Consider the following 11,442-nt stretch of genomic DNA (forward strand, 5'->3'; position numbering starts at 1 on the left):
CAGCGTCAGGACTCCTCAACCATGGACCATCGTAATGATTGTCCAGTTGGCATGTCCCATTGTTTTGCAACCGTCCTTTGCTGCCCGGCCGTCTGGCCTCGTCTGGCGCTAAGCTTCAAAGATGGAAGCTGCGGCGGGATTTTGAGGTTTTAGGTAGAAATTCTTGACCATGGCTCAATGTTAATCACCGTTAACATCGAGGTGCCTGACTTCATGATCATAGGGGTCTGATAGCGGTATAACATCCGGCGTAATTATCTCCTCAATGTATATTGAGTGATCTATTCTATCGGAATACCCTATTACCAATTCAGCAGAGAATTTAACTTGGAATGATTTTGAATGAATACTTTCAAGAACAAAAAAATACCTATCATCCTCTCGATCAAATGGGCTTCTATCGTAGTCCTTGGTTATTTCAACTGTATCAATAGAAACTGAAAACAATAGACTATAAGCACAGTATTCTTTATCGACGGAAATTAAATTACTATCAATCAGATTAAGGTCTCTAAATTTTACATCTTCAAGCGAGGCCTCATCGTAATTTCCATAATCAATTATATCGATAGTGATATCATTCAAAGAATCATTTATTCGTTTTATAGCTTCGTCACGGACTTTCAAGAAGGCGGTAGCGGCAAATTCAGAAGGCTCTATGGAAATGATTTTATTTATCGAATCCATTAGCACATCTATGGATTCACTACATATTAGATTCGAGTGCGCCTCCGAAAACCTGAACATATCTTTATCTTTTGTGATTACGTGAATTGGCCATCCTCGCGTTCTTGAAAGTGCATCCAACGCTAAAAGAACGTAGGCGTCAGGGAATTCTTTTCTCTTTTCGCCATTTGCGAAAGGCGCCCTCAGATTGAAGTACATATCAAAAACTTGCGATGCGCTCACATTTTCAATCGTAACATGCTCAACATTGTCCCCGTATAAAAACTCGTCGAAGTTTCTGCATAGCCTGTCTTCTACCGCGTCGACAGTTAATTCCTCAAATATTCCATGCACAGGAAAATCAGGAGTGTTACGCAGCAACATCGCAGAGCGCCTTACTTTTTTTATTTCGTTAACCGCCTCCTCAGATTTAGCTTTAATATGCTGCTTAACCTCTTGAATTGTCGGATCGGTTATGAGAAGTCTAATCTCCTCATCATCAACAAGTTTCTTAAAAGCCTTTAGGCTGTGATTATCAAACTGAAAATTTTTACTCTCAAAGATATTGGTATCTAGAAAGACTAGTCGTGACTTGATTTCCATATCCCAGCTCCCCGAAGCATTTAATGTTTATTGTTTTTGCCGATTATGAGCATCGGTTCTTTGGTACAAAAATACCACTCGCTGTTTTGTTTTGCATACTAGTTTATAGACCCCATGTCTGAAATTACGATGCGTACGCCTCCTATGCTTGGGTCGCGTTGGAAGCTTTTAGCTTCCAGCCACATTGCCGCGGGCGATGCCAATGAATGCTCGATCGAGGGTGCATGAAAAAGGGGCATATTATCTTTGATCTTTGAGAGGCAGCTATTGGCCGAAAGCGGTCACTCGTGAGCGGCAGCAATCGGCCCGAAGCGGTCGTTCAGAGCGAATGCTTTCGGCCAAAAGCGGACGTAGCTTATAGGCACTGCTTTCGGTCAGTGCGCGGTCATGAGAGCAAATAGCTGGCCGCAGGCACGCCGGATAAGGCCATCAGCGCCCTTCGATTAACTCGCCGGACAACTCTCCTAGGCACTCTTTTGATAGAGGAGTTGCTCATTGAGCATGTAGACAGGTTGCGTTGTGAGTAGTCGACACTATGCAAGCTCGGTGCTCAGGTTCACGCGGCCCCCGGCTCGAAATGGATGCCGGTTTACTAATTATCTCAGTGCTCAACGAGCGAAGGGCCGGTTTACTCACGTAGGTGCGACTACCGGGATGAACAACACCAAGAATTTACTCATGCAACGCAAGATAGGCACTCGCTGGTCATAGCCGTAATCCAGATCGAGCAGTCCACACAACAAGTCGGTGGAGGCAAGAACAACTGAGCAGAAAAACGGAATCTACTTACCATATGGTTTCCTTGAGGCCAGATCGACCACTTTGCTGCCGTTCATCTTAGCTTTGAGCACACGATTCTCGTCTATCAATACTTCGTTGATGGAAGCAAGAATGGCGAGCTTGGTCTGTAGTTCTTCGATCTCCTGGCGGTACGCTGCGGACTTTTTGCGTTCCACAATCAAGTCTTGTTGTTTCACATCACGCATGGCACGACTTGAGCGGCCTTGAGCCTCTCGGATAGCCTCGGCAATTCGCGGATAGTGGTTGTGAATTAGCGCCGCTGATACGCCCGCCTCACGGGCGACCGCCGCGATGGTAATCTTGGATTCCCCAGGGCGGGCGCGCCCCTTCTGGAGACGGAGGAGGGCGAGTTTCAGATCCTTCATCCGATCCTCGGCAGGTTTGTAGTTGGTCGCCTTATCTTTGAGTTTCATGCGATTAGAGTCTCCGGGTCCATTCCCAACTGTGCCAGTACGTCACGGCAGCGATTCAGGTTGCGCTCAACGCGCTGGCGGCCGCCCTCGCCAATGTCTGTGCAATGCAGCAGCCCTTTCAGATCATCGTATAGTTGTTGGTAAATGGGCGCATGACCGCGTCCTATCACGGCCTGGTTGCAGTTGCCACAGCGGGTACGTTCAAGGGTGTTGCCAACGCAACCATCATTGTCCGCCGTGCACCAGGCATGGCCATTGCTCCGGATTGCGGTACTCTCACTAATGGACTTCAGCATCGAGGCATGATCCTTGAAAATTAGGAGGGTCTGTGGCTCTCGCTGCCACTTTTTCAGCGCGATACCATAGCCACCGGCCAGCGGGGCGTCATCAAGCCATTTGTCCACGACGCCGAGTTTTATGTCTTCCACCTCTCCCTGAATAACGTCGTACAGTTCAAGGTCCAGATGTTGTCCCCAGCTATCATCCATGGCGTAGCTCAACGTCATGTCCAGCGACCAGTGCGCGAAATGCTCCTTGAGGTAGCGCAAGTCGCCGAAACGGCTGTGCGCGGCGTAGTTGGCAAACTTGCGGCGGAACTGATGAGTAGTGAGATTCCAACTCAGACCGCAATTTTTCGTGAATGCTTTAAGGCGCCCATTCCAATTTTTGTTGCTAAGCGTGCGTGCCAGATTATTTTTTCGATCAACAGCGAGAAAGAGCGCATGGCGGTGTTTCTGTGCCTCTACTATCTGCGGATCATATGGATTGGCGCGTCTACGCTGCATGATTTCGGCGGCAATCTTGGCCTGATAGGGCGCGGCCCAGCGCTCCAGCACGCGCAGGGCGCGCACAGCGACTTCGGGGATCATCCAGTCATGCACACCAGTATCGGTTTTTTCCGAGCGAGAGCGCATCCAATGGTATTGGGTGCCTTCATCGTCCTCTGTGCGGTGGTGTGCGCCTGACTGTAGGTTGGTGATCTCGTGATTGCGACAGCCGGAGGTGCTGGCTACAACGATGTAACAAGAAGTCCGAAGATCGAGTAATGCCTTAGTGAATGAATTCAGACCGCCCTCCCAACCAAGAGCGCCAAGTTGAACATTCATAGCGACATAAACGGCACTGGTAAGTTGCCCTTTTCGATGCGTCGTTAGAGTATCCAATGCATCGCGGAGGTCAAGCAGGTGCTGACCGCTTTCAACTTGCTGGTAGGCTCGCTCGAACAGAACGCAGAACACATCATCGGGAATCAGATGCGTTTTGCTGTCGTAATTAAATCCACGGCCGGTGAGCCCTGCCAATTCCGATGCTGAAGTCTCCGGCCATGGATGCACAGGCATCCGGTCGTGGGTGTATTGACTGAGTTCATAGAGCGCTTCGACGGCTTTGAAACGGGTTCTTATTGCATTTTGCGAAAGGGGCTTACCCTTGGATCGACTGGTTTGTCGATACGCCTTGCTTGCGTTCACATAGGTCCCGCAGACCATTGGGTTCGCTGCGGAAATGTGATCGAGCTTAAGCGCCTGCAAATGGCTTAAGAATGGCTGTGCATCGTGGAATAAGCGTCTCATAGAGCCGCCTTTAGGGCGCACGCCGCCTCTGAGGCCACGTCGTAGGTAGCGGTACAATGCTGCTTTCATCACTTCTAGAAATGCCGACGGTAGTTTGTTGAAGTCCAGCCGTTTCTTGCTCATCTCCACGTTGCTGATGCATCCATCGAGTTGCCAAATATTATCGCCGTAGCGGCTAAGGATGACCCACTTTCCATTGATCTGGGTGGTGCTGATAATTAGGGTGTCGCGCTCGGACTCAGAGAGCCCACGCACATCACCAGGCTGGGCTGAAAAGAGGGCGCAGGTTGTCGCCACCAAGGTGTGCTCGCTCATGCAAAAACCTCAAGATTGTCAATCAGATCAACTGACCAGAACGGATGCGGCAGGATGCGGGCACGTTCACGGGCGGCCTCCACTACGGCTGTCTTGAACGTGCCGCGACGAAGGCCCTCGGCAATGATGAAGTGGTCTATTAAGCGGGGGATATGAGCGTACTCTCGTGCCCAGCGCCGCTTATCCATACGCGAGCGCTCGGTCAGTACGCGGAAGTAGAAACTGAACAGTTTATACAGATCCTCGGCGGTTACCGCATAGTGACTGCACCGCAGGCAATTCATGAAGTTCATGCAGGTCGCACCCTCGCGCTTCGGGGCGTAGTGGCCGTTCACCGGGTCGGCGCAGCGGCCCATTGGGGTATTTTTATAGGTCGCTCCAATGGTTTGGGTTAGTAGCTCCTGCACCAGTAACTCGCCCATGAACTGCCAGTTGCGACGGGCATTTTCACCGGGCGCCAGATAGTTTTGGTCGGTTACGCGAGTGTTATTGCCGAGAGCCGCGGCAGTGGTTACCAAATCGCCATCGGTCAGCTCGAAGATGCGGTTGGCGAAGGTCTTGCGTAGGCGTGGGATGTTAATGCGCAGTGGCTTTCCGTCGATGTCTGTCAGGTTATAGCGAGCTACAAAATTTCTTGCTGCTTCGCTCAACGATGCAGAATTCAAGGCATGGACTTCGCCGGCGTTTTTCCAGGCACGAGAGCGATACAGCCACACGCGGCCTTTGAGGTCGACCGGTGCTTCTGCATCCAAAGGCTCGGTGAGAGTCATCACGCGACGGATCAGCCGTTCTAGGTTGGTTCTCACGCTGGGCGTGGATTCCAAAAGGCGTTCGGCGTCTGACGCGGCGCGGAGGGCTACCTTGCTGGAGTTGTAACCGCGTCGTTTCCATAGCACCAGGAACACGGTGTTGTCCTTAGGGTGCGAGCGCAGGCAGTCGCGGCCCATTTCCACCAGTGGCGTGGTATTGCGCCCAGTGTGCAGTGCCACGAGCAGCAGGATAATGCTTAGAAGTTCACTGGTTATATTTACATCATCATTCCAAATCGGCTTGATGGCCTGTCGCAGCGCCACCATTAAAGCTCCCTGTTCGCGCTTAGACAGCGCCACCTCGCCCTTGGCCTTGCGGTTGATGTTTGGAAAGGGATTATATGGGAAGGTCGCGTCATCGCCGGACGTAAGCAGATGGACCAGTCCACGCCGCCCCAAAGCGAACAGTACGGACTTAGTCTTCGCGTAGGTGCTTTTCTGAGAGGTAGTTGCCATGCCTGTCCCGGCAAGATGGCCGAGATAACCATCGATCAGGTCCCGGGTTATATCGGCCAACGCTAATTCTCGGCCAAATGCCGTCGCCCGCAGCAAGCAGTAATCTAGAAAAGAGCGCAATCCTTCCCTGCAGTAAGCACTCACCGTGCTCGTCGCGACTACGGCGTTCCCTTGTGAGAGGAAGTGTTCGATCTGGCGCTGGCAAGCATAGGTGATGGGATCGATGTCAGCGCCATACCAGCGGGCAAAATCGAAATTACGTGCCGTGGTGGCGTTCCGCCCGAACGCGATTTTTGTATTAGTCGGCGGAATCACCTCTGGCAGAATCACCACATTACCTGTCATATCCTGACTTTGGTCGACTTGCGGGACATTGAGGTCGGTCTTCGTAAATATCTTGCGTTTGCCCATCAAGCAGCACCTGCCAGTGCGTTCAATTCATCGTCATACGCCAGCACCGCCTTGTCGGCCATTTCATTGACCAGATGCAGGTACACCATGGTTGTCTGAATCGAACTGTGGCCGAGTTGTCGCTGAATGAAGACCAGAGGCTCCAGACCTCTGTCAGGAGTACGCTGGAGGTTAACTAGGGTTTGGGTCGCATAGGTGTGACGGAGCATGTGCGTGTGGACCTTGATTCCAGCCCGCTTGCCGGTCTCGCTGATGATACGGTTGAGGCTCTTGCCATCGTTACCATAGGGTTTACCGGACTGGTTAAGGAGCAAGGCGTTTTGTGAAGTCTTGCTTAGCGAGGCGCGCTCGCCGCGGATTTTTGTCACATAGCTATAGAGTTCAGCCATGAACTTGCTGCTAAGGTAAATATCTCGAGGCTTGCTGCCTTTAGTCACCATACCGCTGCCGTCGGACGGGTCAAGTCGAATGCGGAGGTTGCGTACGGCTCGTCCAGCCTTGTCTGGGTCGAAGACATATGCAAGCGGGAAGGCAGCGATTTCCTCGCGGCGCAACCCTGTATGTAACGCAAGGCGAATCATCATCCTGTGATGAGGATTCTCCGCTGCGGCCAGGAGAGACTTGATCTCGGCCATGTTTAGAAATTTGGGCAAGATCTTGCGGGAACGCGGCATCACATCGTTTGCCATCACCTGACCGCCACGGGCATCGACATGCGCAAGGAAGCCCAATTCACGCTTTACGGTCCGCTCTTCATGACCGAACGGCAGGCGCTTCACCCAGCCATTATCTAGGGCGAATTCGTAGAACTTACAGATGTACGTCAGTCGCTGGCGTGTAGTGTTCAAAGCCAGACAGCACGTGTTCATGCAATAGTCTCGGTAGGCAGCCACAAGACTCTTGGCCTCACTTCGATCTACGTCGCGCCAGTCCAGTTCGTGCGCTTGGAGGAAGCTGAAAAAGTCATAAAGAGCGCGTCCAGTACTTGGCCAGGAGCGTTTTGACCCTATAGCCCCGCGAAGTAAGTAATGGCGAAAAAATTGATTGGCGGGGGCACAACTCTCCATCGAGTCCCATAGAAGAATGGGGAATCCCGGGTAGGGTTGCCCAACGATCACAAAGTCTTTTGTAGCCCTCACAAGCTCCATTAACCATCCCCCACATTGACCAGACACCCATTCCCTTCAGTCTGCCTTCACAGATTCAGGGTCATTAGATCGCCCCCTAATCACCAGCTCAGGCTATAGATTTGTAAGGGAGCGCCATCTAATACAATTGGGAGCTAACGGTTGCAAGGTGTCAGATCATTGCATTACCACCAGTATTTCCCGAAGTTTTCCGGATTGGCCCAGAAGCGTGAATTGAGCCAGTCGGGGACTTGTTTGTAGTCAAGCAGATCGTAGGTGAACAGGGTCAGCACCTGCGCGTCGCGCTGAAAACGCTCGCTGGCCTGCAGGGCCAGCGAATAGAAATCGGTTTCCTGCCAGCCGCTGGCCGCCAGATCCGCCAGCACCGCGATGCGACTGGCGTTGAGATTGCGGATGCCGCCCAACAGGTTCAGGCCATCGCGTTTGGGCAAATGTTCCAGGCAATCGACTACCAGCGCCAGATCGAAGCGTTGCGCAGCCAATTCGGCGGGCAACGCGCCGGGCGCGGCATGAGCGACCACGGTGTCCGGATGCGCGTCCTTGAAAGCGCTCAAGGCGGGAAATTCGCTGGCGCCGATCAGCAGCAGTCGGGCCGGGGCGTAGCGATCCAGCAAAGCGGCCAGCGCCTGTTGTGGCGTGCGCGAAGAAATGGCGGCGTTCATCGAAGCTCCTCAGTCAGACCGCCAAGACTAGCCTGCCAGACCGCGTCGGCAAAGCGCCCGGTGGCGGCGGTTTTCGCCCAAAGAGGCAACCCCCTGTGAACACGGTCGCAAACAGCGGTGGCCTATTGCTGGCGGAGATTAAAACTCCGGTCTTTACTCCCTGAATCGGTTTTAAGCCGATCCCTCAGGAGAAAACTAGATGAGCATAGTTCGGACAGCATTACCCTTGGTTCTGCTAACCAGTGTGTTGACTGGTTGCGCAGGTTTGCAGAAAACCGACTGGCCGACCTGTGCGGCGGTCGGCGGTGTGGTCGGTGCCGGTCTCGGCGCGACGGAAAGCGCTTCGTGGGCCGGTTACGGTGCACTGATTGTCGGTGGTACGGCGGCGGCCTATTGCTGGGTGCATGGTGATGGCGATGAAGACGGCGATGGCGTGCCGGACAGTCGCGACAAGTGCCCGGGTACGCCTAAAGGCGTACAGGTCGACGCTGACGGTTGCCCGCCACCGACGCCTGCGCCAGTGGTCGAAGAAGCGGTTGTGGTCAAGGAAGAAACCATCGTCATTCGTGATGTGCATTTCGAGTTCGACAAAGCCACGCTGACCGGCCCTGACAAGCAAGTGCTGGACAAGGTCGCCGATCGCCTGAAACAGGAATCCTCTACCGCGCAACTGACCGTGACCGGTCACACCGACAGTGTCGGCAGCGATGCCTACAACAAGAAACTGTCGGATCGTCGTGCGCACTCGGTGGTGGAATACCTGATCCAGCAGGGCGTGCCACGTGCCAGCTTCGTTTCGGTGTCGGGCCTTGGTGAAAGCCAGCCTGTAGCTGACAACAAGTCGGCTGATGGTCGTGCGCAGAACCGTCGCACCGAAATCAAAATCGTCCGCTAGCCCCTCTCGCATCCGCGGCTTGTGCAGTCGCGGATGCGGGTCTTTACTCCTGTGTAACCGGTATGGGCCGGTACACAGGAGCGTTCACAAATGCGTGTTTTCTCAAGGTCCGTCTTGCCGGTGCTGCTGCTTGGCAGCTTGCTCACCGGTTGTGCCACTCACAGCGATGGCACCGCCCCCCTCAATCAACGTACGTGGCCGATCTGCAGCCTGCTTGGCGGCCTGGTCGGCGGCGGTCTTGGCGCCATTGAAAGCGCCGGCTGGGCCGGTGGCGGCGCGGCATTGGGTATCGTCACCGGCGGGCTGATCTGTTACGCCCAGGATGGCGACGAGGACAGCGACGGCGTATTCGACCGCCGCGATCGCTGCCCGGACACACCGGAAAATACCGAAGTCGATCACCGTGGCTGCCCGCTGCCGCAATATCCGGTGGCAGTCAAACCCGTCGAACCGGCGCCGCAAACCGAAGTGATCACCTTGAGCGATGCTGGTAACGTGCTGTTCGATTTCGACAAGTCCGATCTGACCCCGGCGGCCAAAGCCCAGCTCGACACCTTGATGGACAAACTGCGTAATGCCGACGTGGTCAGCATCAAAGTCATCGGGCATACAGACAGCAAAGGCTCCGACGCCTATAACCAGGCTTTGTCCGAGCGGCGCGCGAGCAGTGTCGCAGCGTACTTGCTCAGTCAGGGCCTGGCGCCGAACAAGCTCACCAGCGAGGGTCGAGGCGAAAGTGAGCCGGTCGCCGATAACGCCAGCGATGAAGGTCGCGCGGAAAATCGCCGGGTCGAGCTGCATATCAATCGTTAGGAAAGGTCTGTAGTCCGCCGACTAGAGCTGCCGGGTCGAAATCATCGGCCCGGCAGCCATTTACCCGGCGTTTGTAGAAATTTCATTTTTCCCTCTGGCTTATCCCCCGCAGAAGCCGGTACTGTGCGTGCAAAGAATAATTCGCAACACGGGGGAGCGTATGAAGGTGTTCTGGGGGCTGGGGCGTTTGCTGACCCTGCTGTTCTGCTGCGTGGTACTGGCCAATCAACTGGTGCCGTTTGTTCATCCGCTGCATCTGCTGGTCAATCTGGCCGGCGCTCTGTTGTTGCTGATTCATCTCCTCGAAGTGCTGCTGTGCAACCGCAGCCTCAAGGGCCGTCCGCACCCTTGGCGTGATCGTGGCCGCATCCTGTTGTTCGGCGTTTTCCACCTGCAAACCATCCCGGCCCCGGCCGCCCCGGAGGCTTCTTCCCATGCGTAAACTCTGCCTGCTCGCTGCATTCATCAGTCCACTGGCCTGCGCCCAGGTGGTCAACGTGCAAAGCAATTCTTTGATGCGCTTGCCCAACACCACCAGCACGCTGCAACTGGAGAAACTGGAAGTCGCCGATTACGGCACCTTGCTGATCCCGTCCAACGTGACTGAATTGAACATTGATGAACTGCGCCTGGGCCACGAAGCACGTATTGCTATCGTTCCGGCTGAACAAGCGCTGGAAGTGAAGGTCAAGCGCGCTGAATTGAGCGAGGGCAGCCAGATCACCGCGCGCGGCGCCCCCGGCACTTATGAAAAAGCGGCCCGGGCCGGGCGCAATCTGAATCTGCAATTCCAGGCCCTGAGCGCGCCGCAACTGACGGTCGATGCCCGTGGCGGCAGGGGCGCGCCGGGGTTCGTCGGCCTCGACGGCGGCAACGGTGAAGACCCCGGCTGCACCTATGGCTCGGCCGGCCACGGCGCCGATGGCAGTGACGGCAGCGATGGCCAGCCAGGCGCGCCGGGTGCGCTGGTGCGCCTCGCCGTACCACGGGATTTCCCGGCCGAGCTGATCAAAGTCAACGTGGCTGGCGGTGCCGGCGGCCCGGCGGGTGTCGGCGGCAAGGCGGGCAAGGGTGGCAAGTCCAAGGGCTGCCTGGTGTACCGCGCTGACGGCGGCAAGAACGGCAAGGCCGGCGCGGATGGCCAGCCGGGGCCGGAGGGAGCGGCGGGTTCGGTTACCGTGCAACGCCTCTAAAACTGCGACCCACTCTCTGATCAATAAAACGCTTTGGTGAGTGAAGATCTTTGGTGAGTGAAATTATGTGGCGAGGGGATTTATCCCCGCTGGGTCGCGAAGCGGCCCCGCTCTAAAAATCAAAAGCGGGACTGCTACGCAGCCCAGCGGGGATAAATCCCCTCGCCACAACTGTGTTCACAGCAGAACAAGAGTGCGATTCAGAGCATCGGTCTCGCCGCAGCCACAGCCACCAGCACCAACCCGACCAGCAGATTGAGCCCCACCACCCGCCGAATCCGCCCCAGCACTGCCGCACCCGCCGGCCAATCCTTCGCCTCAACCGCCTTGCGCAATCCCGGCAGCATCAACCCCTGAATGCGGATGAACAGCGCCGTCATCACCACATACAAACCGATCATCACCTGCACATACTTCGGCGCGGTCTCAAAGCCGACCTGCTGCAGATGCAGCATGCCCACGCCGCTGATCGGCAACAGGATCACGGCGACCCAGACCCAACGGAAAAAACCTTGAAACACTTCCACCCACAGGGTCAGGCGAGCTGGGCCGTCCAGAGCCTTCACAGCCGCAGGGCGCAAGACCATCCAGGCGAAAAACATGCCGCCGACCCACACCAGAGCGGCAAGGACATGCAGGGGGTAAACGAGGCTAAAAGGTGTCATTCGGGCACTCCGTTCTGCGCA

The 11,442-nt window shown here is 55.2% G+C and carries 11 protein-coding genes; 4 read left to right on the forward strand and 7 right to left on the reverse strand.

Annotated elements, in window-relative coordinates; translation table 11 throughout:
* Positions 1-180 precede the first annotated feature (180 nt).
* The 6 genes from ACYSTU_RS12015 to ACYSTU_RS12040 all read right to left on the reverse strand — a co-directional run bounded on the left by ACYSTU_RS12015 (position 181) and on the right by ACYSTU_RS12040 (position 7,855).
* Positions 181-1,269, reverse strand: a complete 1,089-nt coding sequence (locus tag ACYSTU_RS12015; protein WP_498998719.1) for a PIN domain-containing protein — start codon at positions 1,267-1,269, stop codon at positions 181-183.
* A 782-nt stretch (positions 1,270-2,051) separates the two neighbouring features.
* Positions 2,052-2,483 carry a TetR family transcriptional regulator gene (locus ACYSTU_RS12020; protein ID WP_498998722.1) on the reverse strand — a complete coding sequence of 144 codons (432 nt, stop codon included), beginning with the start codon at positions 2,481-2,483 and terminating at the stop codon, positions 2,052-2,054.
* Entirely contained in the window at positions 2,480-4,369 is a 1,890-nt protein-coding gene (locus ACYSTU_RS12025) for a site-specific integrase (RefSeq protein ID WP_498998725.1), read from the reverse strand. The genes ACYSTU_RS12020 and ACYSTU_RS12025 overlap by 4 nt, the downstream gene beginning before the upstream one ends.
* A complete protein-coding gene (locus tag ACYSTU_RS12030; protein ID WP_498998728.1) occupies positions 4,366-6,045 on the reverse strand; it encodes a site-specific integrase in 1,680 nt (559 codons plus the stop codon). The genes ACYSTU_RS12025 and ACYSTU_RS12030 overlap by 4 nt, the downstream gene beginning before the upstream one ends.
* Complete coding sequence (locus tag ACYSTU_RS12035; protein WP_498998733.1) at positions 6,045-6,914, reverse strand: tyrosine-type recombinase/integrase; 870 nt, start codon at positions 6,912-6,914, stop codon at positions 6,045-6,047. Before ACYSTU_RS12035 ends, ACYSTU_RS12030 begins: the two co-directional genes overlap by 1 nt.
* 443 nt (positions 6,915-7,357) lie before the next feature.
* Positions 7,358-7,855: a DUF6231 family protein gene (locus ACYSTU_RS12040; protein ID WP_071174595.1), complete on the reverse strand. Its 498-nt coding sequence runs from the start codon at positions 7,853-7,855 to the stop codon at positions 7,358-7,360.
* A 199-nt stretch (positions 7,856-8,054) separates the two neighbouring features.
* Between ACYSTU_RS12040 and ACYSTU_RS12045 the strand changes: the two genes are divergently transcribed.
* The 4 genes from ACYSTU_RS12045 (at position 8,055) to ACYSTU_RS12060 (ending at position 10,756) form a co-directional block, all read left to right on the forward strand.
* A complete protein-coding gene (locus ACYSTU_RS12045) occupies positions 8,055-8,750 on the forward strand; it encodes a PA1041 family peptidoglycan-binding anchor lipoprotein (RefSeq protein ID WP_016770616.1) in 696 nt (231 codons plus the stop codon).
* A gap of 90 nt (positions 8,751-8,840) precedes the next feature.
* Positions 8,841-9,563, forward strand: coding sequence for a PA1041 family peptidoglycan-binding anchor lipoprotein (locus ACYSTU_RS12050; RefSeq protein ID WP_206420946.1), 723 nt, complete (start codon positions 8,841-8,843; stop codon positions 9,561-9,563).
* A gap of 160 nt (positions 9,564-9,723) precedes the next feature.
* Positions 9,724-10,005: a DUF1145 domain-containing protein gene (locus ACYSTU_RS12055; RefSeq protein ID WP_016771375.1), complete on the forward strand. Its 282-nt coding sequence runs from the start codon at positions 9,724-9,726 to the stop codon at positions 10,003-10,005.
* Positions 9,998-10,756: a collagen-like triple helix repeat-containing protein gene (locus ACYSTU_RS12060; RefSeq protein ID WP_122698367.1), complete on the forward strand. Its 759-nt coding sequence runs from the start codon at positions 9,998-10,000 to the stop codon at positions 10,754-10,756. The genes ACYSTU_RS12055 and ACYSTU_RS12060 overlap by 8 nt, the downstream gene beginning before the upstream one ends.
* Positions 10,757-10,956: 200 nt before the next feature.
* Here the strand turns inward: ACYSTU_RS12060 and ACYSTU_RS12065 are convergent, their stop codons facing one another.
* Positions 10,957-11,421: a CopD family protein gene (locus ACYSTU_RS12065; RefSeq protein WP_498998742.1), complete on the reverse strand. Its 465-nt coding sequence runs from the start codon at positions 11,419-11,421 to the stop codon at positions 10,957-10,959.
* Positions 11,422-11,442 lie beyond the last annotated feature (21 nt).

The organism is Pseudomonas glycinis (assembly GCF_054871425.1).

Coding starts and splice junctions, on each gene's coding strand:
- ACYSTU_RS12015 (WP_498998719.1), bottom strand. CDS start 1,269: ATGGAAATCAAGTCACGACTAGTCTTTCTAGATACCAATATCTTTGAG.
- ACYSTU_RS12020 (WP_498998722.1), bottom strand. CDS start 2,483: ATGAAACTCAAAGATAAGGCGACCAACTACAAACCTGCCGAGGATCGG.
- ACYSTU_RS12025 (WP_498998725.1), bottom strand. CDS start 4,369: ATGAGCGAGCACACCTTGGTGGCGACAACCTGCGCCCTCTTTTCAGCC.
- ACYSTU_RS12030 (WP_498998728.1), bottom strand. CDS start 6,045: ATGGGCAAACGCAAGATATTTACGAAGACCGACCTCAATGTCCCGCAA.
- ACYSTU_RS12035 (WP_498998733.1), bottom strand. CDS start 6,914: ATGAACACGTGCTGTCTGGCTTTGAACACTACACGCCAGCGACTGACG.
- ACYSTU_RS12040 (WP_071174595.1), bottom strand. CDS start 7,855: ATGAACGCCGCCATTTCTTCGCGCACGCCACAACAGGCGCTGGCCGCT.
- ACYSTU_RS12045 (WP_016770616.1), top strand. CDS start 8,055: ATGAGCATAGTTCGGACAGCATTACCCTTGGTTCTGCTAACCAGTGTG.
- ACYSTU_RS12050 (WP_206420946.1), top strand. CDS start 8,841: ATGCGTGTTTTCTCAAGGTCCGTCTTGCCGGTGCTGCTGCTTGGCAGC.
- ACYSTU_RS12055 (WP_016771375.1), top strand. CDS start 9,724: ATGAAGGTGTTCTGGGGGCTGGGGCGTTTGCTGACCCTGCTGTTCTGC.
- ACYSTU_RS12060 (WP_122698367.1), top strand. CDS start 9,998: ATGCGTAAACTCTGCCTGCTCGCTGCATTCATCAGTCCACTGGCCTGC.
- ACYSTU_RS12065 (WP_498998742.1), bottom strand. CDS start 11,421: ATGACACCTTTTAGCCTCGTTTACCCCCTGCATGTCCTTGCCGCTCTG.